14 protein-coding genes are annotated in these 25,665 nt (G+C 51.4%); 6 read left to right on the top strand and 8 right to left on the bottom strand.

Annotated features, from left to right (window positions below; translation table 11 throughout):
* Positions 1–83: 83 nt before the first annotated feature.
* Together MKY96_RS03285 and bglX are read left to right on the top strand one after the other, a co-directional pair.
* Positions 84–3,410 carry a GH36-type glycosyl hydrolase domain-containing protein gene (locus tag MKY96_RS03285; protein ID WP_340938622.1) on the top strand — a complete coding sequence of 1,109 codons (3,327 nt, stop codon included), beginning with the start codon at positions 84–86 and terminating at the stop codon, positions 3,408–3,410.
* A gap of 29 nt (positions 3,411–3,439) precedes the next feature.
* Positions 3,440–5,605 carry a beta-glucosidase BglX gene (gene bglX / locus MKY96_RS03280; RefSeq protein ID WP_340938621.1) on the top strand — a complete coding sequence of 722 codons (2,166 nt, stop codon included), beginning with the start codon at positions 3,440–3,442 and terminating at the stop codon, positions 5,603–5,605.
* A gap of 89 nt (positions 5,606–5,694) precedes the next feature.
* On the opposite strand, the gene MKY96_RS03275 is transcribed toward bglX, so the two are convergent.
* Positions 5,695–6,465, bottom strand: a complete 771-nt coding sequence (locus MKY96_RS03275; protein WP_340938619.1) for a DeoR/GlpR family DNA-binding transcription regulator — start codon at positions 6,463–6,465, stop codon at positions 5,695–5,697.
* A 1,045-nt stretch (positions 6,466–7,510) separates the two neighbouring features.
* Here MKY96_RS03275 and MKY96_RS03270 point away from each other — a divergent pair.
* From MKY96_RS03270 to MKY96_RS03260, 3 genes are all read left to right on the top strand, one after another.
* Entirely contained in the window at positions 7,511–8,479 is a 969-nt protein-coding gene (locus MKY96_RS03270) for a metallophosphoesterase family protein (RefSeq protein ID WP_340938618.1), read from the top strand.
* Between the two features lie 25 nt (positions 8,480–8,504).
* Positions 8,505–9,377 carry a DMT family transporter gene (locus MKY96_RS03265; protein WP_340938616.1) on the top strand — a complete coding sequence of 291 codons (873 nt, stop codon included), beginning with the start codon at positions 8,505–8,507 and terminating at the stop codon, positions 9,375–9,377.
* A gap of 69 nt (positions 9,378–9,446) precedes the next feature.
* Positions 9,447–12,602, top strand: a complete 3,156-nt coding sequence (locus tag MKY96_RS03260; RefSeq protein WP_340938614.1) for a hybrid sensor histidine kinase/response regulator — start codon at positions 9,447–9,449, stop codon at positions 12,600–12,602.
* Positions 12,603–12,697: 95 nt separating this feature from the next.
* Here MKY96_RS03260 and MKY96_RS03255 read toward each other — a convergent pair whose 3' ends face one another.
* From MKY96_RS03255 to MKY96_RS03225, 7 genes are all read right to left on the bottom strand, one after another.
* The gene (locus tag MKY96_RS03255) at positions 12,698–17,968 is read right to left on the bottom strand and encodes an S-layer homology domain-containing protein (RefSeq protein ID WP_340938613.1); all 5,271 of its coding nucleotides are present in this window, start codon (positions 17,966–17,968) and stop codon (positions 12,698–12,700) included.
* A gap of 266 nt (positions 17,969–18,234) precedes the next feature.
* The gene (locus MKY96_RS03250) at positions 18,235–20,019 is read right to left on the bottom strand and encodes an aminopeptidase P family protein (protein ID WP_340938611.1); all 1,785 of its coding nucleotides are present in this window, start codon (positions 20,017–20,019) and stop codon (positions 18,235–18,237) included.
* Between the two features lie 77 nt (positions 20,020–20,096).
* Entirely contained in the window at positions 20,097–20,249 is a 153-nt protein-coding gene (locus MKY96_RS03245; RefSeq protein WP_340938610.1) for a hypothetical protein, read from the bottom strand.
* 166 nt (positions 20,250–20,415) lie between these two features.
* Positions 20,416–21,753: a helix-turn-helix domain-containing protein gene (locus MKY96_RS03240; RefSeq protein ID WP_340938609.1), complete on the bottom strand. Its 1,338-nt coding sequence runs from the start codon at positions 21,751–21,753 to the stop codon at positions 20,416–20,418.
* 211 nt (positions 21,754–21,964) lie between these two features.
* On the bottom strand, positions 21,965–22,114 hold the full coding sequence (locus MKY96_RS03235; protein ID WP_340938608.1) for a hypothetical protein: 150 nt from the start codon (positions 22,112–22,114) through the stop codon (positions 21,965–21,967).
* A gap of 130 nt (positions 22,115–22,244) precedes the next feature.
* Positions 22,245–23,627, bottom strand: a complete 1,383-nt coding sequence (locus tag MKY96_RS03230) for a helix-turn-helix domain-containing protein (protein WP_340938607.1) — start codon at positions 23,625–23,627, stop codon at positions 22,245–22,247.
* A 189-nt stretch (positions 23,628–23,816) separates the two neighbouring features.
* Positions 23,817–24,743 carry a helix-turn-helix transcriptional regulator gene (locus MKY96_RS03225; protein WP_340938606.1) on the bottom strand — a complete coding sequence of 309 codons (927 nt, stop codon included), beginning with the start codon at positions 24,741–24,743 and terminating at the stop codon, positions 23,817–23,819.
* 174 nt (positions 24,744–24,917) lie between these two features.
* Here MKY96_RS03225 and MKY96_RS03220 point away from each other — a divergent pair, with 174 nt between their 5' ends.
* On the top strand, positions 24,918–25,604 hold the full coding sequence (locus MKY96_RS03220) for a nuclear transport factor 2 family protein (protein ID WP_340938605.1): 687 nt from the start codon (positions 24,918–24,920) through the stop codon (positions 25,602–25,604).
* Positions 25,605–25,665: the final 61 nt, after the last annotated feature.

Raw genomic sequence — 25,665 nt, 5'->3', positions numbered from 1 at the left:
ATTCCCCCGTTCTGATCGATTTCATGTCCTAACACAAGCACTGGAAAGCGAGGCTCGATATGATATTCAAACAACAAATGAACATGATTACCTTAACCCGGGATGACCTGTCGTATACATTCCTGCCTACAGGAGATATTTTTGAATTCACGCAGGGCTCCACTCTTATTAATCTGTTCCAGGGTAATCCGGCAGACGGCTCTTCCAATAATATCTATCTGCGCGTATATACGGAGCAAGGAATCCAGAGCTATCCGCTGCTGGGTATTGCGTCGGGCTCCAAGCTGTCCCGTACAGATGACAAACTGATTTTTGAAGGTTCTATAGAAGCAATCAGCTACCGCGTTACCTTCGCACCGGCCAAGGACGGCATCTGGTTCTGGCAGCTTCAGCTCTCCGGCAACGGTGAGACTGTAGATGTAGTGTATGGCCAGGATGTGGGCATTGCTGACAAAGGCGGCATTCTCGCCAATGAGCTGTACATGAGCCAATATCTGGATCACAGCATCTGGGAAGGCCCGCAGGGCTACGCTGTATGCTCGCGCCAGAACCAGCCGCAGGGAACGGACTTCCCTTATCTCCAGCAGGGTGTAGTCGGTTCACGGGCTGTAGGCTACTCCACGGATGGTATGCAGTTCTTCGGCATTTCCTATAAAGGAAGCTATGTGCCGGAGGCGCTGAACGGCAATCTGCAGAACCGTAATTATCAATACGAGCTGGCTTATACCGCACTCCAGACTGAGAAGATGGTCCTGTCGGCTCCGGCTGAGTTCGCCTTCTACGGCCTGTTCCGTCCGAATCATCCGTCTGCAGTTACAGAGCTTGAATTCCAGGCTGAGCTGCAGGCAGCTTATGCAGAGATCGACTGGAACGGCAAAGATGCCGTGCCAAGCCGGGATGTTCCTGTACTGAGTGACGATATCGGCAAGCCTTATGTCTCCCCACAGTGGTCACAGGCCGAGATTGATGCCGCCTTCCCTAACCGGAAGCTTGAGGAGACTCAGAACGGCCAGTTGCTGTCCTTCTTCACAGACGGGCATGTCCATGTGGTTCTGCAGCCTAAGGAGCTGCTGGTGGAACGTCCGCATGGCCATATCATCACCTCGCTGCTGGGCGACAAGCAGGTAGACAACAACCTGATCTCCTCCACTAACTATATGTACGGTCTTTTCAACGGTCAGACCGTGGTGGGGAATACCTCTTTCCATAAAGGGCTCTCCACGCCGCGCGGCCTGCTGAACATTCAGCACAATAGCGGTCAGCGGATCTATGTCCGCATGGACGGGGTTTACCGCATTCTTACACTGCCGGCGGCTTACGAGATGGGCGTGAATTTTGCGAAATGGCATTATCAGCTTGAAGACGATGTGCTGACCGTGACTTCAATCGCAGCAGCAGGCCAGCCGGATGTCGCGCTTCAGGTACAGTCGAAGCTGGGCAGATCCTATGATTATCTGATCACGAACCAGCTGGTTATGGGCGAGCATGAATTCCGGCACCCGGTAAGAGTGGAGTCCAAGGATGGCATCCTGCAGATTCTTCCCGATGAGGCATCTGTTCACAAGCTTCCATATCCCGGCCTCCATTTCGATATCCAGTTGCCGGGAACCGCATATACGTACAGTGATGACCGGGTGTTCTATGCGGACAAACAGCCGCGCAACGGTACACTGCTGACAATTTCTGTTACACAGTCAGGTGGCTTCCAGCTAGTAATACAGGGCAGACTTACAACATCGGATGTTCTTCCGCTAGTGTCGCCTTACACCCAGGAGAAGGAGCAGGCTCTGTTCCATGAGTTCTACTCGTCGTTCATTTCCGGCTTCCAGCTCCAGATTGGCGGCACAGAGCAGTCACGGATCGACATTCTGAATGAGACCGCATGGTGGTACACCCATAACGCAATGACTCACTTCATCATGCCGCATGGCCTTGAGCAGCCGGGCGGAGCAGCCTGGGGCACACGCGATGTCTGCCAGGGGCCAATGGAATACTTCCTGATGACCCAGCATTATGAGCTGGCCCGCAGCGTTCTGCTGAAGATCTATTCGCATCAGCTGTGGGAGAGCAAGGAATGGCCGCAATGGTTCATGTTCGACCAGCATCCGGTCCAGGCTCATGAATGGCATGGCGACGTAGCGCTCTGGCCGCTGAAATGCATCAGCGATTACATCATGGCTACCGGAGACTACGCGATTCTTAACGAAGAAATCGGCTATCACCATCTGGCGGATGCTCAGCCAAGCCAGCAGACCGAAACGGTCCTCGAACATGTGAAGGCTGCAGTAGAGACCATCCGTGAACGCTTCGTACCGGGTACGTCTCTGATCAACTATGCCGGCGGCGACTGGGATGACACCCTGCAGCCAGCCAATGAAGCCCTCAAGACCAAGCTGGTCAGCGCATGGACGGTCGCACTCGCCTTCCAGGTGATCCGCAACCTGTCCCAGGTGACTTCGGCGGACTCTGAATTCTCTGCCAGCCTGGCGGCTATGGCCGAAGACATGAAGGAATCATTCCGTACGCTCCTGATCAAGGATGGAGTCATTGCCGGCTTCGCTTACTTCCAGGAGGACGGCAGCATTGATTATATGCTTCACCCGCTGGATACAGAGACCGGCATTCATTACCGGTTACTGCCGATGACACGCAGCATTATTGCCGAGCTGGTCACTCCGCAGCAGGCGGCAGAGAACCTGCGCCTGATCGACGAACACCTGAACTGCCCGGACGGCGTGCGCCTGATGGACCGTCCTGCCCGCTATGAAGGCGGCGTAAGTACCATCTTCCGCCGTGCGGAGCAAGCAGCCAGCGTCGGCCGTGAGATCAGCCTGCAATATGTACATGCCCATATCCGCTATATTGAAGCTTCCGCCAAGCTGGGCGAAGCGAAGCGTGCCTGGGACGGCCTGTTCCAGATCAACCCGATCAACATCCGGCAGAGCGTGCCTAATGCCCAGCTGCGCCAGAGTAACATGTACTTCAGCAGCTCGGACGGCGACTTCCCTGACCGTTACAGCTATCAGGAGAACTTCGACCAGCTGCGTGACGGAAGCGTAGAGGTGAAGGGCGGCTGGCGGCTGTACTCCAGCGGTCCCGGGATCTATCTTAATCAGCTGATCTCAGCCGTTCTGGGTATCCGCTTCAGTGAAGAAGAGCTGATTATCGATCCGGTCCTTCCGGCCAGCCTTGACGGCCTGCGCTTCACTTATGAGTGCTTCGGCAAGAAGATGACCTTCGTCTATCACATTAGCGCAGGTGAGGCCCGCACCCCGGAAGTGCAGGCAGCAGGCGTTGCTGTTACCGGCCAGGTACTACCGAATCCATACCGCCCGGGCGCGGTAAGCATTGCCAAGAATCACCTGCTGAGCCTGCCCGGCGATGAGCTGCATATCTATATCACACAATAACTTTCAGTACGCTTACGAAGGAGTTAGCCATGACTAAACCGTTTATCCAGGATCTCGTGAACGATATGACACTAGACGAGAAGTTAGCCCAGCTTACCCAGCTTGGTCCATACTATTGGGGTCTGGATGATACCGTGGATTTGACGGGTCCATTCAAAGAGCTTAATATCGAGCCGCAGGTGATCAAAAGCATCGGAAGCGTTCTGAACGGCATCGGCGCACGGAATGTCATTGAGCTGCAGACCCGGCATCTGGAATCCAGCCGCCTGAAGATCCCGCTGATCTTCATGGCCGATGTCATTCACGGCTACCGGACCATTCTGCCGATTCCGCTCGCCATGGGCTGTTCTTTCGATCTTGATGCCTGTGAGCAGTTCGCTGAGGTAGCCGCGCGGGAGAGCGCTGCCGCCGGCATTCACCTCACCTTCTCTCCGATGACCGACCTCGTGCGCGATCCGCGCTGGGGCCGGGTCATGGAGACCTCCGGTGAGGACCCTTACCTGAACGCCCGGGTGACCGAGAGCATGGTCCGGGGCTACCAGGGCAAGGATCTGAAGGAGCCGGGTCGGATCGCTGCCTGCGTGAAGCATTTCGCCGGCTACGGTGCGCCTGAAGGCGGCCGTGAATATAACACGGTGGACATGTCCACCGGCGTGCTCCGCGAGTTCTATCTGCCGGCCTACAAGGCGGCAGTAGATGCCGGTGTCGCTATGGTAATGGCTGCGTTCAATACCATTGACCGCATTCCGTCCAGCGGCAACAGCAAGCTCCTGCGCGGTATTCTCCGCGAGGAATGGGGCTTCGACGGCGTAACCATCGCCGATTTCAACTCCGTGAACGAGCTGGTGCCCCACGGCGCAGCGCAAGACGGACGTGAAGCTGCCCTGAAGAGCCTGGTAGCGGGACTGGATATCGAGATGATGTCCACCCACTATCTGAACCACGCTGCCTCGCTTATTGAGGAAGGGCTGCTCGACCTCCGTCTGATCGACGAAGCGGTTACCCGGGTACTGGAGCTTAAGGACGCCCTAGGCTTGTTCGACAATCCGTTCAAGGATGCCGACCCTGTAGCTGACGAAGCCGATAAGCCAAGTCCTGAGCACCTTCAGGCGGCACGCGAGATGGGCGCCCGCTCGATCGTTCTGCTGAAGAACGAAGGCGGAGTCCTGCCGCTTAAGCGCGGCATGAAGATCGGCCTCGCCGGTCCCTTCGCTACCTCAATCAATGTTCTTGGCGGCTGGGCCGGTACTGAGAAAGACCCGGCGGTCTCCCTCTACACCGGCATCACCGGCAAAATCCCGGCAACAGACCTGCTCACAGCCATGACCGGCGAGCTGGGAAGTATGCTGGAGGGTGTATTCGATGTGGAGGATGCTTCCGAAGCGGCTTACGAGCAGCTGAAGGAATGTGATGTGATTCTGGCCGCAGTCGGCGAGAATCAGCAGGATACCGGGGAAGGCGGAAGCAAGGCCAGCCTGCGGCTGTCCGCCAATCAGGAGAAGCTGATCCACCGCCTCAAGGCAACCGGCAAGCCGGTGGTCACTATTGTGTTCAGCGGCCGCCCGCTGGAGCTTGCGCCAGTGCTTGAGTCCAGTGACGCGCTGGTACAGGCCTGGTTCCTCGGCACCGAGTCGGGGAATTCCATTGCAGATGTGCTGTTCGGCGATTATAATCCGTCCGGACGCCTCTCCATGAGCTTCCCTTACTCCGTGGGACAGATTCCGGTGTACTATAACGCATATCAGACGGGACGCCCTTATGATCCCCAGTATCCGAATGTACGTTATGTAACCCGGTATCTGGATATTCCAAATGATCCGCTGTTCTGCTTCGGCTACGGCCTGAGCTATTCCGCCTTTGCCTATAGCGGCTTCACAGTAGAAGCTGCGGCAGACGGCAAGGTGCTCGCCTCCATCCAGGTGGAGAACACCTCGGAGGTTACCGGTAAGGAGACGGTTCAGCTCTATATCCGCGATGTTACCGCAAGTGTGGTCCGTCCCGGCAAGGAACTGAAGGGCTTCAAGCAGATTACCCTTGCCCCGCATGAGAAGCAGACGGTATCCTTCGAGATCACCAGAGACATGCTCATGTTCTACGGCCAGGATGATCAGCTCGTGTTCGAGCCTGGAGACTTCGATATCATGCTCGGTGCAAGCTCCAGCGACCATAGCACACAGCGGATCTGGATCGGCTGATCCTATTAACCAATAGACATAACAAATAGCGCCAATCCTCCACTTCACAAGTGTATGGATTGGCGCTATTTATATTGCATAGCTCTGCGTTACGCCCCGGTCAGCAGCTCGATATCCAGCCGGGCAAAGGTATCCTTCCATTCCGCAGAGCAGCCGCTGTCGGTCAGAACCATGGAGATATGCTCCAGCGGAGCGATCTGGGCAAAGGTAGTGATGCCGAATTTGGAATGATCCGCGACCAGAATGGATTCCTCGGCCCGTTCCATCATTTTGCGGGAGATGAGGGCTTCCTCCAGGTGGTAGTCGGTGATCCCCTCCGAGAGCGAGATTCCTCCGGCAGAGATGAACGCCTTATTCACCTTGAACTGACCCAGCAGATCATGGGCGGTGCCCCCTACTGCTGCCTGATACCCTGCATTCACCTCGCCCCCGGCAAAAATAACCTTCCCCGCAAACTGCTCCAGCGCACAATTCAGCACGGGAACAGAGTTCGTAATCACCGTCACCTGTCCACGTTCCTTCAGCGCGCGCATAATCTCAAGGGTCGTTGTCCCGTTGTCGAGGATAACCGTCTCGCCATCTTGAATGAGGGAGGCTGCCAGCCTCCCGATGGCCTGCTTGCCCGGCAGATGCATCTGGGCGCGCTTCATGAACGTAGGCTCATGATTCTCCGAGCGGATGCGCACCGCTCCCCCGTACACCTTGCGCAGCCGCCCTTCCTTCTCCAGCCGGTCGAGATCGCGCCGGATCGTCTCCGTCGTCACCCCGAACCGCTCCGCGAGAAAATGCACCTGCACCTTCCCCTCAAGCTCCAGCTGGGCGAGAATCGTGTGCTTGCGTTCTTCATAGGTCAGCGACATCCAAGCTTCCTCCTATCGTTGTGGATTTTATATAGATTGTACTTTTATTTTTTCTATGATGGGATTGGCCGTGACACCAGAGAATAGTTGCCCCTCCAGCCGCTGTTGTCCCAGATTCCCTTGATTCAGCCACTTCTTGCGGGAGAAATCCGGTGACGGCTGCTGCACGAAGGTAATCCGGCCCGATGTATGCGAAAAACAGCATACATTCTGCTTACGCGAAAGTAACCAGGACCAATGTATGCGAAAAACAGCATACATTCTGCTGCACGAACTAGTAGAGCATCAGAATAAAACCCAAAATCTAACGGACCGGAGAGATCTTATCCCCGCGAAAACGCCACTTTTTGCGGCTTAACGGACCCAGTGGACCTTATAGTCTCTCTATGAGACGTTTCGGAGTTGAAGTGCAAAGGATAAGGCCTGTGGAGTCCGTTACTCGCCCAATTGGCGACTTTCTTCCCAAATAAGAGCACCTCAGTCCGGTACGCTAAGCCAAACGCCCCTGAAGAACAAGGCCCGCTTGGAAAAAAGATGTAATTTGAAGGGGTATTGCGTCTGCTCCACTATTTTAAAATACGATAAGGTACTAGTTAGTAAACTCAAATGTATGTTGGGTATCTCTAGTCAAAATGTTGTTTTTAGTTTATTGATGTTGTTTTCACCAGTATATGAATCTGAATTCCACTTGTCAATGCGAGACCCCTGCCACAGAAATATCCTTGGTAGCTATGTAGGTCTAGCACACATTGTACTTCATACAGCAGATTACTCCAAAATCGTCCGAAAAATGGCCTCTGCTGCACTTTGTACACTAGAATTCTGCTAAGAGGAGGTTTTGAAGCTATATTAGTGAAATCTAATGTATGAACTACAGCAGAATGAGCTTTTGCCTAATATCGTGCTAATTCTATTGCAGAGAATACAACCAGCACGAAATGAAGCTTGACAGAATAATCATCCGAGCCTAAAATCAACATGAAACAACATGAAGAAAGATAAATCAACAACACTCCCGTAAGTGACAAGAGAGGGGATTTCCCGCATGAACAGTAAATTATCATTTCGGCCAGACGGCACCTTCACCATTGCACAGTTCACCGACCTCCACTGGATGGATGGAAGAGCAGAGGATCAGCAGACCCGGGAGCTGATGGAGCTGGTGCTGAAGGCGGAGCTGCCGGACCTGGTTATTTTCACAGGAGATACGATCTATACGGGTCCGGTCCGTGAAGGCGAGCTGCCTTGCAAAGACCCCAAGCAGGCCTTCCGCGATGCAGTGGCTGCTGTAGTGAATTCCGGTGTGCCTTGGGCGTTCGTATTTGGTAACCATGACACGGAGAACGGAGTGACCTACAGCGAGCTGATGGAGATTGCGCAGGAGTCTCCGCACTGTCTGGCTGAGGCTGGTCCGGCGGAGCTTGCCGGTTCAAGCAATTACGTCCTGGAGATTGAGGGCGCGGGCAATCATGCGGGAGCCATCCTCTATATGCTCGATACGGGTGCCTACTCTCCGCTGGAGCAGATTCCCGGGTATAGCTGGGTCCGGCGCAACCAGATGGATTGGCTGGCAGAGCAGTCTGCGCGGCTGAATCCCGGAGAAGGTCAGGCGAAGCGGCAAGCACTGGCGTTCTTCCATATCCCGCTGCCCGAATATGACGAGATGTGGAACACCCAGGTCTGCTACGGACATAAGTATGAACGGGTCTGCGCTCCGGTTCTGAATTCAGGGTTATTCGCTACGCTCGTAGAGATGGGCGATGTGGCAGGCACCTTTTGCGGACATGACCATATCAATGATTTCACCGGCACGCTGCATGGCATCCGCCTCAGCTATGGCCGGGCAACCGGCTATAATACCTACGGGCACGACAACCTCAAGCGGGGCGCGCGCATCATCCGTCTAGAGCAGGACCATCCGTCCTTCGACACCTGGCTCCGGCTGGCAGACGGCTCCCGGTGCACTGAACAGCCTGCCCATACGCCTCTCTCTGCTGCCGATTCACAACACTAACTACTTCCTGAGGGGTTGACTATCCATGCTGCTGCCAATTCTTTTGGTGCTGGCTTCCGGAATGTGCCACGCGGTGTGGAGCATGTTCACCAAAAGAAGCCTGAATAAAAGTATCTTCCTGTGGTCGATCATGATGGTCTCCACGGTGCTGCTGCTGCCGGCCCTGCTGATCGAGCTGTGGACACAGCCGCTGGCCGCCGGTGCTTACGCCCTGCTGCTGCTGTCTGTGGCGCTGCAGGCCTTATATTCCTGGCTGTTATCCATAACCTATGAGATGGGCGACCTGTCCCAGATCTACCCGGTGATGCGGGGGACAAGCACGCTGCTGATCCCGCTGATCGGCGTTATTTTTCTGAAGGAATCCTTGTCTGTCTACGGCTGGATCGGGATCTGCTGCATGCTAGGCGGCTTCGCTGTCCTCAGCGGAATCGGCGCAAGAAGAAGCCTCCCGGTTTCCTCCGCCCCCGGCACCCCCTTAGGCTACTATACACCGATACTCATGGCCCTCTGCGTAGGATTATGCACCACCTGCTACGTATTCGTCGATAAACTGAACCTTCAGCATATGTCGCCGCTCGCACTGCTTGAGGTGACCAATATCGGCTTCGTTGCCGGACTGACCCCTGCGGTCCTGAGATCGCGGAAGCTGCTTGAAGAGTGGCGCCGCAACAAGTTCACCATTCTGCTGGGCAGCGTGCTGAATCCGGGCTCCTATCTGCTGTTCCTGTTCGCACTTCAGCAGGCGCCGCTCGCCCATATCAGCCCGCTGCGGGAGATCGGCACCATATTCGCTACTCTCCTCGGCGTGCTTCTCTTGAAGGAGCGTCAGGGCCTGCGGCGGATGATATGCTCGATTGTCATTTTCTGCGGCATTCTGCTAATTGGCATCTGGGGGTAAGCAGGATAAGGATCACAGATGTCGAATTGAAACCGTATGATGAAGATAACCTCGATGAGTACACACCTAATGAAGACAAAAGCCAGATTCAATCCCAAGCATGCTCTCTTGCTGCTTCTCTATCTAACCATTCTGATCAGTCTGCGCTATCTGTGGTTCAATGCCAATACAGCATCTGTGCATCCCGAGGCACAGCAAGGGGTACTGGATATGCGGGGCTGGGACTTCGAGCATTCCCCGTCCATTCAGCTGGATGGAGAATGGGAGTTCTATCCCGGCCAGTTCCTCGGCTATGAGGATTCCGCCCTACTTGCTGCGGACACGCCGCAAGTTGTCAAGGTTCCCGGCGACTGGAGCAGCGGATTCCCGGAAGGGGAGCAATCCTCTCTGGGCTATGGTACATACAGGCTGCGTATTCTGGTAGATCCGTCACAGACCGAGCCTTACGGCTTCTGGATTCAGCGGATTCAAGCCGCCTCCAGCATTGATATTAACGAGCAGAGAGAGACCAGCTTCGGGAAGCTGTCCACGGATAGCGGGGACTATATCCCTAAGGCGGTCTCTTACACCGCAGCCTACGAGAATCCAGGAAGACAGGAGATTGTTCTCCTGGTCCGGGCAGCCAACTACGACCATCCGCTGGAGGGCGGGATTGTGAGGTCGATCCGTTTCGGCTCCCAAGCCGCGGTGGATAGCGAACGGATGTATTCACTCGGCTTCCAGCTGGTGGCGTTCATGATCATGCTGCTGCATGCGCTGTATGCGGGGATTTTATTCTTTTTTAACCGGCGGCAGCGGTCATTCCTGCTCTTCTTCCTCCTGCTGCTGGCAGTAGCAACTACCATTGTAGCCGATAACGATACGATCCTGCTGCTCTGGTTCCCTATTAACTATACCTGGGCGCTGAAGCTCAAACTGCTGGCCTATCCTGCGTTATCGCTGTTCATGCTGCTGCTGACACGCAGCTTCTCTGCCTACGAACGTCCTGGCTGGCTGTTCAAAATCTATCTGCTGGTTCTGCTGCTCTATACCGCCTATGTTCTGATCTTACCGGCACATTACGTGGTCTATGCCAGACCCCTCTTCTCCGTCCTCTACCTGCTTCCAGTAGTCGGGGTAATCTATTCTATCGGACGGATGGTCATGCGGCAGGAGCAGGATTCCTTCTTCCTGCTGTTTGCCGCCGCCGCCATCGGCTCCAGCGTCATTGGCGGGGCCATGGAGTCGAATGCCAAAGGCAGTATCCTGTATTATCCTATAGATGTCATTGCCGCCATTATCGGCTTCTCCTCCTACTGGTTCAAGCGGTACTTCCGCAATGCAGAGGAGAACCGCCTGCTCAACCAGCAGCTCAAGGAGAGCGACCAGAAGAAAGACCAGTTCCTGGCGAATACCTCCCATGAGCTGCGGACACCGCTGCACGGCATCATCAGCATTGCCCAGACCGTAGCCTCCAAGGAACAAGCTTCGCTGGACGAACAAAGCTATAAGGATCTGGAGCTGCTCATTACCATCAGCCGCAGAATGTCCCTGATGCTTAACGATCTGCTCGATGTGACCCGTCTGGAGGAGAAGCGGATTATTCTCCAGCGGGAGCCGCTAACTATGGGTTCACTGGTCTCAGGCGTGCTGGGAATGTTCGAATTCATGATCGAAGGCAAACGGCTCCAGCTGCGTAATGAGCTTCCCGCTTCATTGCCGCCGGTCTGGGGGGATGAGAAGCGGATTGTACAGATCCTCTATAACCTGCTGCACAATGCCATCAAGTACACGCAGACCGGAACGGTCACCGTATCCGCTGCAGCCGACGGCAAGCTTGCATGGATCAGCGTAGCTGATACCGGAGCAGGGATCGACAAGGAGACGCAGGCGCGGATCTTCTCGCCTTACGAGCAAGGCAGCAAAGGCATCATTGACGGCGGCGGCATCGGTCTCGGCTTAAGCATCAGCAAGCAGCTGACCGAGCTGCACGGAGGAGACCTCACGGTTGATTCAGAGCCGGGTAAAGGCTCGGTGTTCACCTTCACCCTTCCACTGGCATCCTCTGCCGTGGCCCGGGAGATGACGGATCAGGAATCAGCCGCCGCAAGGCAGCCGGACCACCCGGATCTGAAGGGACTGCTGCTTGAGGAAGGCCGGCTGTTATTACAGCAGGCGGATATCCGCAATCTCACAGTCCCTATAGAGTTAACGGCTCCGCCGCAGATACAGGACGCCTCTCAGTCGGCCAAGTCTCTGATCCTGGCTGTCGATGATGATCCGGTCAATCTGAAGGTGCTCTCCAGCATGCTCTCGGCAGAGCATTATCAATTGGTCACCGCCACCAGCGCCGGGGAAGCCTTGGAGCTGCTTGGCACCGAGCCGTGGGATCTGCTGATCGCCGATGTGATGATGCCGTACATGTCCGGCTATGAATTAACACGGATCGTCCGGCAGCGCTTCTCCCTCTCGGAGCTGCCGATCCTGCTGCTCACCGCCCGCAACCAGCCAGCGGACATCTATACCGGCTTCCTGGCCGGGGCCAACGATTATGTCGCCAAGCCGGTGGACGCACTGGAGCTGAAGTACCGGGTCCGCTCGCTGACCGGACTGAAGCAGTCCATCAACCAGAGCCTGCGGATGGAGGCAGCTTACCTGCAGGCACAGATTCAGCCGCACTTCCTGTTCAACACGCTGAACGCGCTGATGGCGCTGAGTGAATTCGACCAGCCGAAGATGCGCGATCTCGGAGAAGCCTTCTCCTCCTACCTGCGCATCAGCTTCGATTATATGAATTCGCAGCAGCTCGTTGGACTCTCCCATGAGCTGGAGCTGGTAGAATCCTATCTCTTCATTGAGAAGGCGCGCTTCGAGGAACGTCTGCAGATCGAATGGGAGGTTGATCCGGGCATCGAGCTGCTGCTTCCTCCGCTCACCCTTCAGCCCTTAGTAGAGAATGCCGTCAGACACGGCCTGCTGAGCCGCAAAGCCGGAGGCAAGCTCCAGATCCGCATTCACCGCCAGGAGGGATACACCTCCTTCGAGGTGGAGGATAACGGCAAGGGCATGAGCGAGGAACAGGTGGCCCGTCTGCTCGACGACACCTTCCAGGCCCACCGCGGCATCGGCCTGCTGAACACCAACCGGCGCCTGACCCAGCTCTACGGCGAAGGCCTCGTCATCCGCAGCCAGCCCGGGGCTGGCACTACAGTATCCTTTGTGATTCCTGAGCGGAGGCGGGAGTGATCCTGTAGTTATACAGCCCAGACTGTCGACCACAACACAAAGCAGCGATTCTCCAATACCGGGAGAACCGCTGCTTTTTTGAGTTTAGATATAATTTAGTATTTCAACTGATACAAACGGTAGATCAAGGCAGCCGCCTCTGCTTTACTGGCGGTCTGGGCAGGGCGGAAGCTCTGATCCCCGAAGCCTTCGAACAGATGCATACTCTTGGTCAACGCCACACTGGATGCCGCCCATTTCGATATTTTGGCTCCATCTGTGAAGGCTGCAATCACTGCTGCCGGCTGGGCAACAGCTGATTTACCGTTATACGCTGTAAGTGCACGTGCAAGCATTGTTGCAATCTCTTCACGTGTGATGGTTGCCTCAGGGTCAAAAGCAGCCGGTGATTTGCCGTTAATAATCCCGGCTGCATAAGCCGCAGCAATTTCATCCGCATAAGGATTCGTTGTCTTAATATCCTTGAACGGCAAGATTAGCCCTTCCCCATTCAGCCCGTAAGCTCTGGCGATCATTGCCGCAAATTGCTGGCGGGTAATCTTGTCAGATGGAGCGAATACTCCGCCCTCATCCACGATGCCCTTGGTCAGCAGGTAATTGATCTCTTTAACTGCCCAGTGATTGGCAGGCACATCTGTGAATGCAGCAGCTCCAAGCATCACCGTGTACTTGCTGAAGTGTCCTCTCGGCGCAGTTACAGTTTGAGTAACAGGATCATATTTACCCCCAACCGCTTCCCAGGTAAGACTCTTCTCATTCAGGACGTACACGGTCAGATTCTCCAGATTCGCCTCTGAATATTTCGAAATATCGATGGCTGATACATCAAAGGTCACATCGATCGGCTTAGCGAAGCTCTTCACCGGCTGGCCGCCAACAGAAGCACTGAATTCCATCACAGGGATGTTAGCCAGCGGTTCTGCCTGGCGGGGTTTGTTAATCACAGCATTCTGTACAACTTCTGCTGCCAGATTAATTTTCTGGCCTGCCTCAACCTTACCGAAGGTATCCGGCTCAATAGTAAATGCCGTCTGGTCCATTTGAATCTTCAATCCGGCAATATCATTCTCCCGCACCAGCGTGAGAATCTCGGATGGAAGTGTGGTATTCAGCTTATGAATACCTTTATCCACCGGAGGTACCTTCACCGTCAGGCTCAGCTTGAGGTCAGCAGCTGTTCCTGCCCCAAGCTTGCTTGTCAGCTCTCCAGCGACTGATGCTAATGCCTTCTTGGCCGTTTCAATCTGTGCGCTGATAAATCCCGAATCCAGCTGTGAAGAGACGGCATTTCCTTCTACACTTACATTTTCTTTGGCAATTGTAACTTCGCCAGCCTTGTTAAGCGCGGCCTGGCTGGAATGAATAACAGCATCCTTCAGCTTCTGAACCTCTTCAGCCGTGATGCCCTGCGCATTGCTCAGCACTGCAGCAGCATTATTAATAAGGGCCTGGGCAACTTCTACTGCCTTGCTGGAGCTATCCAGCTTGTTCAGTAAATAAGGCGCACTTCCTATCAATTGAGTAATTGAACTCACAATCTTCTGTTTCTCTGTGGAATCCTGAATAGTTCCCAGGAGCTGTGCTGCCGTATCCATAGCCTGAGACAGACTCTTACTGTTCTGTTCAGCTTGTTCAGGCGTATTAGCCGATTTGAGTGACTCGGCAATGCTGGACAGCGCATTCTGGGCAGCAGAAGCCTTCTCTGCTGCGGAGCTGGAGGTGTTCTTCAGCAAGTCCTGCAGCTTGTCATTCTGCTGCTGAACGTTCGCGTCAGTCCCTGTTACCGCAGCCGGAGCAGGAGCAGCCGGTGTTGCTGCAGGTCCAGGTGCTCCTGGCCCGCTGCCTCCTGGTGCCGGTGCAGGATTTGGATTCGTACCGGTATTGCCGCCGCTACCTCCATTATCGCTTCCCGGCGGGTTCGGGGCCGGATTAACCACAGTACCCCCAGTCGACTCCAGGATTACTTTTTTGTCCAGGGTATAGGTCTGTCCATCAATAGTCATCGAAGCTTTGATCACATAAGTACCGTCAGTCAAAAGCTTGTTATCTGTATTATCATAAGTAATTGCTCTTAGCGGGTATACCAGAAAGGCCTCTTTGGATAGCACTTTCCCCGCTTCGTTCTGAATCTCATAAGTAGCCTTGTCCGGGTACAGACTCATGCTGCCACTGCTTGTTCCGCCATTGGCAACCAGAATTTGCGGCTTCTTGATTTGTCCGATGGAGTTGCCTGCCGTATCGACCAGTCCAATCTCAAGCAAGGTCGAACCAGCGGGCCTGATTAATTTACCATTCTGCAACCCCACAATATCCAGCCCTTTCAAGGCCAGTGGCGTAATCTGGGTGAGTGTACCTGCCTGCAGCGTTCCAGGTGCGAAATGAATATCGTATTGGTATTCGATGGCACCCTTGATTTGGTCTACAGATACTACTACATCGCCAGGGGTAATTTGCACCTGATTGGCATTGAACGCATAGCCTTGGAGTGTCGATTGGCCCGGTGTCGTATATTTAACCGCATAGATGGTTCCCGATTCAGGCGCCACCAGCGTAGCCAGCGCGGACGCACTGTCATCCATCGACAAGCTATTGTCTCCTGCACCGATTACAACCTTATCACGGTATACAAAAGTGTCTGACCGGGTATGTGCCAGCATACTGTAGGTTCCTTGTGTTGCGTAGAAATAATTCTCACCTGCAGGATTGTTGTCGATCACATAAGGAATATAATCTGCCCCTGCCAAATCCTGGCGTACCACATACAGCTCATCTGTCGGCTGATCCAATATAACCTTGCTGACTTCCTGAAGCTCTTGTCTGGCGTCCAGCACCAGCGAATAATCCTTGCCGGGTTCTGTGTTAATGGAGCCAAACATGTAGTAACCGTATTTGGCCTCCACTCCGTTATGGCTTCGGTTATATCGCATGAAGTCTACATCTACGGATGAAGGAGAATCTACCACCAGGAATCCATGCGACCCAGGAGTGCGAATATAAGAATTGACAACGTAAGAAATCCCGTCGCTTCTTTTCACTGTAGCCTGGATATTCGCATCATCCAGCGGAACCCCGCCCGCATAGTTGCCGCCTTCAGCCTTATCGAGGCCCCGCACACGGATGACAGCCTGCGATTGCGGATTAATCACCGCTACGTTCACACTTTTAGATAAATAATCAGCTTTCTTAAAGTACAGCTCACCTATATAAACAGCCTTGTCAGCCGGAATGGTGAACGTTCCCTGCTCATCGGTGGTGCCAAGCACCTCCCCATAACCGCTGATTTGCACTCCAGCCACCGGTTGCCCCTGGGCACCCGTATCATGCTGGCGTACAGTAATCATTACCTTCTGCGCCTGGTCAACGGTCAGGTATGGCTTGTCTACCAGATCCACCAACTTGCCATCATTGTCTCTAATCTCTATATCCAATTCGTTCTTCGGCAGAACCTTCAGCTCGGCCTCACTCAGCAATTCTCCCAGAACATAACCACCATTTTTATAAGTGTTTGGGAATAATTGAACCTTATACGTCCCTGATTTGGCAGGCTTCCAATTCCGCATGTTGATCCGCTGCAGCTTCCCTTCCTGTTCCTCAGTGGACCAATACAGAGATTCATCCGAGATCACTGCGCCGCTCTCATCTGTGATGATCAGCTTATAATTACTGCTGAGATCCAGACGATTCTCATACTCATCTGTCACTTTCACCAGAATATTCACACTCTCACCCAGAACAACCTGATTGCGGATTTCAGCCCCATCATAGTAACTGGAGCCTGGCACCAGGAGACTGATCCCGGCCTTAAAAGTACTGCCGCCACGGATGTTATACTCATCGTCAACCGGAGTGAAATACGAATTCAGTACAAGTTCATTCGGGTTGCTGCTAGAATCCGTACCGCCAAAAGTGGTGTTTGCCGTCAGACGGTGAATTTGTTCGCCCTTAGGTACATACAGATGATCATCTACGGCAAGACCCATACTGATCTGGTTATAGTTATATCTTTCGTTCAGATAAGAAATATTTATTTTACCATGTCCCATCCCCATAGCCGGTATCTGAAGTTGCAGCTTGCTGAAATCCCGGGAATGACCCTCATAGAATATTTCATGTTTTGCTTCGGTTGGCGTAATTTTATTACGGAATAAGATATTGACGCCGGTATCACGATTTCTTGCAAGCGACGTGAATTCATATTCCTTATTCTTCTCCAGATAGATACTTTGCCCGAAAAAGAGCTGAGAACCTCTAGCATCGTCAATCTGTTTGTACCTGGTATTATCAATGAGAGAATAGTTCTCTACATATACAGGCTCACCATCCAAGGAAGCACGGAAGCTAATCCGGCTGTAGTCACTGGCATCCTTGATGATTTCTTTGTGTAGCCCTTCTTCCGTTGCGTACAATGAAGAGGCAGGAATCTGGAACATATAAGCTTCACGGTTCTCAGTGGCTATATAAGCTTTATAGTCTCCAGGCACCTCTCCCGTTCTGAATACCAGCACCGTATATCCCGGCACAGCAAACTGATTCGCCAATCCCCTGAGTCCGGAGTTGGTCAGAAACGGCTGGGTGAACAGCTTCCCCTTGGCATCCAGATAACGGACAGCCACCATATACGTACCCGCTTGCTCCCGGTCAGTTACATAGATAGGCTTAGCCTCATACTGTTCGCTTCCCTGCTTAAGCAATACGAACATTACCGGACTATTCATATATAATTGATGATTATCCCTAAGCTGAATCTGTCCGTTCGCATCCGTGGTATAGTTAAAGGACTGATAATTCATCCATACCGCCACAGATCCATTCACAAGCGGAACACCATTATTCAGGATGGTAAGCCTTACATTCTTATCATCGCTGCGGACCTCCGATTGTGTAGCACTTTCATATGTATTGGAATCCTTCGTCATCCGTTCTACAGAGATATCAATGCCCGTAGCTGAAGGCACACGGATGCTCTGCGGAGGTGTCATCACCAGCCCCTGCCCGCCCGTATATTCGGCATGAAGAGAATATTCTTCACCGGCAGCCAGCCCTTCAAAAGAAAGATAATTGTACTCCATAGAAGTATACACTGCATCCAGCACAGTCAGCTTGGCTTCACTTCTCGCCTTCACCTTACTGGCTATCTCCACATCTTCTTTCATAAGTACGAACTTAACCTCATTCAGAACCTTCAGATCGCTATAAGTCACATCTACTACACTATTGACCATAATCTTTTGTGTGCCGTCCGGGAGCCGGTCATTCGAGACTACCCCTGCCCTGAACGAGGCGGCTGATACCTCAAGCACACTGAATAACGATAATAATACAACCAGAACCATGGAAACTGCCGTTCTTAATTTCTGCGAATACATACTTCATCTCCTTCTCCCCAGTTCAATCAACACATTTTACCTTATAGTTATATTATTACTCCCTCCCCAGTTAATCCTATTAAGAAGACTCACAACAAGGATGCTACATTTTTTTCGCGAAAATGTCTATTACTTCCTTAACAGGGACCCGGAAAGTTAACTTTACGCCGGGGGTTTGTCACATTTTGTCTGAAATAAATTCCAAAAACATACAAAAAAAAAAGACGAAGACCCCAAGGTCTCCGCCGTTTCAATTCTACTATTCCTCACAACCCCAATCCCGCCGTCTCCCGCTTCAGCCACACCCGGTGCTCCTCATCCAGCAGCGGAGCCAGCTTATCGTACACCTCAGCATGATAATGGTTCACCCAGTCCAGCTCCTCCCTGCTTAGCATAGAAGGCTCAATCGCCCGGGTATCTATCGGCAAATAACAGAGGTCTTCAAACTTCAGGAATCTTCCGAACTCCGTAGTCACATCCTCCGTAATCAGCAGCGTGTTCTCCGTACGGATACCATGACGGCCTTCCTTATAGACTCCCGGCTCTACCGTGATGATCATCCCAGGCTCCAGGACAACAGGATTCGGCTTGAAGCTAAACCGCTGCGGCTCTTCATGCACATTGGAGTAATAGCCCACACCATGTCCGGTGCCGCACTTGTAATCGAGGCCATTGTCCCACATCGGCTTGCGGGCGAGAATGTCGAGGGTAGATCCGGTGGAGCCATAGAGGAACTTGGCCGTAGACAGCGCAATCACAGACTTCAGCACCAGTGTAAAATCTCTCTTCTCCTCATCCGTCAGCGCGCCAAGCGCCAGTGTGCGGGTAATATCCGTTGTCCCGTTCTGGAAGTGCGAGCCCGAATCCAGCAGATACAGGCCTCTGGCTTCCAGCTCTACCGGATGATCGGCGGACGGAGAGTAGTGCATCATCGCAGCATTCGCGCCGTAAGCAGAGATACTGGAGAAGCTTAGCTCAGCGAATAACGGCTGCTGCCGGCGCAGCTCCAGCCCCTTCTCATCGGCTTCAAGCTCAGTCACCGGACGAAGCGGAACCGTCTCCTGCAGCCATTTGAACAGTCCGACCAGAGCGGCCGCATCCTTCAAATAGACATCACGGATATTCCGGATCTCCACCTCGTTCTTGATCGACTTAAGGGCCACCACAAGACCCGGCGCTTCAATGATACGAGCGGCGTCCGGGATCGCAGCCGCCAGACTATATCCGGTTTTATTCGGATCGTACAGCACGGAGGCCGCTTCCGGGAGCGTCTGCAGGAACGGTAGGATGTCATCATACTCCCTGATCTCCACGCCATCCCTGGCCAGCGTATCCTTATCTTCCGGGGTGGCTTTATGTCCTCCGGCGAACAATATTGCGTTATGTACCCCCACTATGGCAAAAGCAGTCACATACGGATTGAACGGGATATCCCGTCCCCGGATGTTGAACAGCCAGCACAAATCATCCAGCGCGGACAGCACATAATAATCAGCGCCTTGACGCTTCATGGCGAGCCGAACCTGCTCCAGCTTGTCCACCCGGCTGAGGCCCGCATATTGTTCATCATGCAGCATTAGCGGCTCGGCCGGAATGGCCGGTCTGTCCGTCCAGATCGCCCCTACGGGGTCGAGGTCAGTGATCGTCTGAATCCCTTTATCTGCGAACTTGACCTGCAAGCCCTTCATGGCGGTTACGGACAACGTTCTGCCGTCAACGGCCATACGTGCGCCCTGCGGCAATTGCTCGGCCAGCCATTCATCCCATTGCGGGACGCCCGGCTCAGCCATACGGAACAGACGGATACCGGAACCCTCCAGCTCCCGCTCCGCCTGAATATAATACCTGCCATCCGTCCACAGACCCGCATCCGTTGCCGTAATCACAGCCGTTCCGGCGGAACCGGTGAACCCGGTAATCCAGCGGCGGCTTTTCCAGTGCTCCCCCTCATATTCACTGATGTGAGCATCCCCGCTGGGTACCACACAGGCCTCTACCCCGCGCTCCGCCATCCATTCTCTTAGCTTATGTACTTTCTCCTTAGGCAACATACCAGCATCTCCTTCTCTCTATCTAGTCTACTGAATCATCATACACCTGCATTTCCTATAAAAAAAGATGAAGACCCTTAGGTCTCCATCGTCTCATTATCCTCTTTCCGTACCAGCTTCCGCCGCTGCTTCCCCTTCTTGATCCACAGCCGCTCCTGGTCATCCCGATAGAATCTGATCCCGAACAAGCGCAGCGGGGTCCACATTTCCCTAAAATAATAATTGGGCATGGTCCATTTCTCCCAGACTATAAATAGATTTGCTCCTAATTATAGACCGGGATACCTGGTTTGTTTGTCGCATTGTGGAGACGGAGCCTTAAGGTTTACCACCAGTTTCCCAAAATCGCCTTATCTGCGGAACCAGCGCTTGATCCGCTCCAGTGAACCCATTGATTTATAGGTATGCTCCAATTTGAACTTTGTATTGTTCGTTCTCTTCTTCATTTGCTTGATTCCGATGCTGCCCAAACAGATCGACACATTTGATTACATTGCTCTCGTTATTGATTCTAGCGGAGGTTTCCAAACTTTGCAGGATAAATCCAATTCCTTCTTTGCGCTTGTTATTTAAATAATAGGCTGCTAATTCAGCGAGGAATTGAGTGTGTTGGTCCAACATAACCTGCCTATTATAATCGCCAAATTCTGTAGAATACGTCCGGTATGGAATATAGGCAGCAAATCGCTCCAGAATAGAATCAACATTCCAATTGTAGCGGTTAGCAGATGTGATAATATTGTGTAAAGCTATGAATATCTCATCTGGTCGCTCAGAGATAAATTCGACATATTCAGAGAGGGCCTCATATTGGCCTCCCATCACCCGATGGAGCAGTCTGTTTGCGGTACCCCACTCCTGGAACTGAGCCATAGTCCGCTTCACTTCTTCATTGTCCTCCTGTATCCAGCTCCCATCCATATAGAGGAACACCCAATCTAATGCCGATTGATAGTCTCCTAATTTCTCATACACAGTTGAACGGATAAGCTGAGCGTAAAGGATATAAAAGTACAGGGGTTTCTCGGTTTTTTTCTCGTTACTCTCTCTACGGTCCGACTTAAGCTGAAGATTATAACGAAGAGTTGCTAAACGCAGCATTTTCTTCGCCAATTCATCCACTTTATGCCACCGATGCATTGTAGCATATACATGACCCAAATGCTTCAACCCGTCCAATTGATCCGCTTCATCCAGCCGGTCTAGGTAACATTCGAAGAGTAGCGCCGCCTGCAAATTCTGCGTCTGGTCATCACCAATGGCGATACGGAACAGACGGTATTGGCATACCGCGAGCCTCTCGGAATTCTGGTACTTCTCGCTGGCACTCACATTCTTATACAGCAATTCAGCAGCTTGCCACAGCCCCTCTTGAAACAGACCTTCGGCCACTTCGAACAGCATTGGGGCATAGACCAGATTCTCCAGCAGATTCTGAACCACCTTTTCAACACAATCCAGACGGCCCAGTTCAGCCGATCGCACAAGAAAAGGCCGCAGACGCCGCCAGGTGGGTGACGAGAAATAGAAACATTCATCCACATATAAGCTGTAGAAATGATCCTCCGGCAGATCCATCGCCTTGGTGATTCGCTCCAGATGGTTCATCGCAATGGGCTGCTGACCACTAAGTATCCGGCTGAGCGTTCCTGAATTAATTCCGGATTGTCCCGAGAATTGATGAATAGACATTCCCTTCTGCGACAAATGCAACGCTAATAGATCGCGAATCATAGTTCTAGTAGTAGAAACCACGCAAACACCACCTAACTGGAATCCAAATATTATTTATTCTATAGATGTAATAATATGTCACATAATTCCAATGGTCAATAACGTAGACTGCTGCAGATTAGTCTAATCCGTGAACTACAGGCAATCGGTTTGCCATGATGGCAAAAAAATAGAGACCCTAGGGGTCTCATAAGGTCTCTGTCATCCGATATCACATTTGCGTAGCCGCTTCTTCCTCCGGTGTTACCACCGCTTCACCCATTGCCAGTCCTCGTACCCCGTTACCTGCGGAACCAGCGCTTAATCTGTTCCATCGCCCCTTCGCTTCCGGGCCATTATAGCCGAAGGCATTGCCAATCATCTTAATGTATTTGCTGCCCGGTAAGCATTAACCGCCATAACCGTGGCCCATAGTTTGAATCAGAGTTGGAGTACTGATGCTTGCTACAGGCTCAGTAGTACCAACTGTTATAATAATTGCAATAGCCAGACTACAGGAAGCTAGAAGCTTGAACAATTTTCTTTTCATGTGAATCCTGCACCTCCCTAATTAGAAGTTTGTATTGCTCCTTCTCTTCTTCATCCGCCAAATGCCGATGCTGTTCGAATAGATCAACACATTTGAGGAGATTGCTCTCGTTATTGATTTTAGCAGATGATTCCATACTTTGCAGGATGAATCTAATTCCTTCTTTGCGCTTATTATGTAGATAATAGAATGCAATTTCAGCAAGAAATCGTGAGTATTGACTGGCTATGACTTGTTTGTTATGAAGAATCCCATACTCTGCAAGATTTGTCCGGTAAGGAATATAGGAAGCAAATCGCTTCAAAATATAATCAACATTCCAATCATAGCGGTTAGCCGATAAGATAATATTGTATAACGCTATAAATATCTCATCTGGCCGGTGGGAAATATATTCGACATATTCAGAGAGCGCCTCATATTGTCCGCCCATCACCCGATAGAGCAGTCTGTTTGCGGTGCCCCACTCCTGGAACTGAGCCACAATGCGCTTCACTTCTTCATCGTCTTCCTGTATCCAGCTTCCATCCATATAGAGGGATACCCAATCTAATGCCGAATTGAAATCTCCTAATTCCTCACACACAGTTGAACGGATAAGTTGAGCGTACAGAATATAGAAGTACAGGGGGTTCTCAGTTTTTTTCTCGTTACTCTCTCTACGGTCCGAATGGCGCTGAAGATTATAGCGAAGAGTTGCTAATTGCAGCATCTTCTTCGCGAGTTCATCCACCTTATGCCACCGATGCATTGAACCATAGACATGACCCAAATGATTTAACCCATCCAATTGATCCGCTTCATCCAGCCGGTCCAGGTAACATTCGAAGAGATGTGCCGCCTGTAGATTCCGCGCCTGATCGTCACCAATGGCGATACGGAACAGACGGTATTGGCATAACGCGAGTCGCTCGGAATTCTGATACTTCTCACTGACACTCACATTCTTATACAGCAATTCAGCAGCTTGCCACAGCCCCTCTTGAAACAGTCCTTCAGCCACTTCGAACAGCATGGGGGCATAGACCAGATTCTCCAGCAGATTCTGAACCACCTGTTCAACGCAATCCAGACGGCCCAGTTCAGCGGAGCGCACAAGAAAAGGCCGCAGACGCCGCCAGGTAGGTGACGAGAAATAGAAACATTCATCCACATATAAGCTGTAGAAATGATCCTCCGGCAGATCCATCGCCTTGGTAATTCGCTCCAGATGGTTCATCGCAATGGGCTGGTGACCACTTAGTATCCGGCTGAGCGTTCCTGAATTAATTCCGGATTGTCCCGAGAATTGATTAATAGGCATTCCCTTTTGCGACAAATACAACGCTAATAGATCGCGAATCATAGTTCTAGTAGTAGGGACCACGCAAACACCACCTAACTGGAATCCAATATAATTTCTTTTATAGTTGTAATAATATGTCACATTATACCAATGGTCAATAACATTGAATACTGTAGATTAGTACAATCCGTGAACTACAGGCAACCCGTTTGCCATATGAGGGCAAAAAAAATAGAGACTCTAGTAGTCTCATAAGGCAGGGCCACCCATTCGATTCAAATTCCCCATCATCACCTCTATCTTGCTCATAACAGCATCCCGTAGACTTTGAGGCTCCATCGCTTCAATAATCGGTCCATAAGAGAGAAAATAATTTGAAAGCCAATCTCCTTCGGGCATGGATGCGATAACAGTAAAAGATCCATATTCATGTTTTGTTATTTCTTTTTCACTAAAGTCATCGTATATCCTATACGCTCCCGCCGGAGAGATTTTTAACCGAATATCAATAAATTTCTGTAAATGATTATCTGTCCCTTCAGCCGCAGATTCCACTGATGTCTCTTGCTCAAAAACCTCTTCAGTGATTTCAATATTAGCCATACGGGATATTTTGAATGTTCTGTATGTCCTTTTATCATAGCAATACGCTTTCAAATACCATGCCTTATCCTTGAAAATCAACTTAAGCGGCTCAACCCTGCGCAAGCTTTTCACACCTGAGGTATTGAAATAGTCGAATATAATAATATGTTTGCTTATAATTGCCACTTTTATTGCATTGAAATTTTCTTTGTTTCGTTCATTACTTCCCCAGGGTGAGAAGTCCAATTCAATCCAATTCACATCACTCTTTTTGAAAAGGCTGCTTAATCGTGAAAGAATAGTATTAATTTCCGGATACCGCGCTGCTGATAGATTCTGCAAGGCGAGCAGTATTTCATCCTGTTCTTTTTCAGAAAGTAATGACTTATTGAGTATAAATTTGTCAAGAATGACGATTCCGCCGCCTCTGCCTTGATTCGTATAGACAGGTATGCCAGCGCTGCTTAATGTCTCAATATCACGATATATGGTTCTAACCGATACTTCAAAACGGTCGGCAAGCTCTTTCCCTGTAGTTTCTTTTTTCTCAAGTAAGTAATAAACAATGCCGAAAAGTCTGCTGATCTGCATTAAAGCACCTCAATTCAAGTACAGTATATCGTTCTAAACACGACACCAGTGTGTCATATTGACATATTTTTTAACACAAAACCAGACGGACTGTTGTCAGGTTTTGTCCTTTATATTAAGAAGTGTACAATCGACTGCGGCGTTGTCCGCACACTATAAAGGAGAATGATGATTATGATAAACAAAATTCAATTACCCCAACCGGTTGAGGAACATTTTCATGCGACCAATACAGATGATCCCGCGGCCTTCCTTTCGATCTTTGCCGAGGATGCCGTTGTTTTTGACGCCGGCAAAGAATATCACGGGAAAACCGCTATCAAAGAGTGGAGCGACCACGACTATTTCGGAGTAGACTTAAGACTAGAAATCATAAATGTCGTTCAAAATGCCAAGGAGATCGTGGTTACCGCAAAATCAGACGGAAATTACGACAAAACCGGACTACCGGACCCCCTTTATTTTGATTTTCATTTTACTGTGGATGGAGATAAAATTACACGCCTGCACAATGTTCTTTCCTCTAACAGTAGGGCAATTTCTTTGCCACAGCCTATTGCAGCCTATTATCATGCCTCAGATATCTTTGACGGTGACCTTCTCGCTAACTGCTTTGCAGAGGATGCCATATTAGTTGACAATGGAGAAGAATTTCATGGTCCCGAAGTTATCAGCAAGTTCATTGTGAAGGCAAACAGAGACGCTGCGGGTAGGACTGAAATCACCAATTGTGCGGAGAAAAATGACGAAACGGTTGTCACCGCCACCATTTCAGGTAATTTCAAAGGCAGTCCAATTCCACTGGATTTCCGTTTCAAGCTTAATAACGGGAAAATCAAAGCCTTGAATATCGTAGGGTAAATAAAGAACAAGAGCAAGTTATCGAAAAGATAACCTGCTCTTGTTTGCATAGTAACTTGAC

The sequence above is a fragment of the Paenibacillus sp. FSL R7-0302 genome, from assembly GCF_038006885.1.
Lineage (GTDB): Bacteria > Bacillota > Bacilli > Paenibacillales > Paenibacillaceae > Paenibacillus_AQ.
This window is presented reverse-complemented; position numbering and strand designations above follow the sequence as displayed.

Excerpts from the sequence above, each read along its gene's own strand:
- MKY96_RS03285 (WP_340938622.1), top strand. The coding sequence starts at position 84 with ATGATTACCTTAACCCGGGATGACCTGTCGTATACATTCCTGCCTACA.
- bglX (WP_340938621.1), top strand. The coding sequence starts at position 3,440 with ATGACTAAACCGTTTATCCAGGATCTCGTGAACGATATGACACTAGAC.
- MKY96_RS03275 (WP_340938619.1), bottom strand. The coding sequence starts at position 6,465 with ATGTCGCTGACCTATGAAGAACGCAAGCACACGATTCTCGCCCAGCTG.
- MKY96_RS03270 (WP_340938618.1), top strand. The coding sequence starts at position 7,511 with ATGAACAGTAAATTATCATTTCGGCCAGACGGCACCTTCACCATTGCA.
- MKY96_RS03265 (WP_340938616.1), top strand. The coding sequence starts at position 8,505 with ATGCTGCTGCCAATTCTTTTGGTGCTGGCTTCCGGAATGTGCCACGCG.
- MKY96_RS03260 (WP_340938614.1), top strand. The coding sequence starts at position 9,447 with ATGAAGACAAAAGCCAGATTCAATCCCAAGCATGCTCTCTTGCTGCTT.
- MKY96_RS03255 (WP_340938613.1), bottom strand. The coding sequence starts at position 17,968 with ATGTATTCGCAGAAATTAAGAACGGCAGTTTCCATGGTTCTGGTTGTA.
- MKY96_RS03250 (WP_340938611.1), bottom strand. The coding sequence starts at position 20,019 with ATGTTGCCTAAGGAGAAAGTACATAAGCTAAGAGAATGGATGGCGGAG.
- MKY96_RS03245 (WP_340938610.1), bottom strand. The coding sequence starts at position 20,249 with ATGCCCAATTATTATTTTAGGGAAATGTGGACCCCGCTGCGCTTGTTC.
- MKY96_RS03240 (WP_340938609.1), bottom strand. The coding sequence starts at position 21,753 with ATGATTCGCGATCTATTAGCGTTGCATTTGTCGCAGAAGGGAATGTCT.
- MKY96_RS03235 (WP_340938608.1), bottom strand. The coding sequence starts at position 22,114 with ATGATTGGCAATGCCTTCGGCTATAATGGCCCGGAAGCGAAGGGGCGA.
- MKY96_RS03230 (WP_340938607.1), bottom strand. The coding sequence starts at position 23,627 with ATGATTCGCGATCTATTAGCGTTGTATTTGTCGCAAAAGGGAATGCCT.
- MKY96_RS03225 (WP_340938606.1), bottom strand. The coding sequence starts at position 24,743 with ATGCAGATCAGCAGACTTTTCGGCATTGTTTATTACTTACTTGAGAAA.
- MKY96_RS03220 (WP_340938605.1), top strand. The coding sequence starts at position 24,918 with ATGATAAACAAAATTCAATTACCCCAACCGGTTGAGGAACATTTTCAT.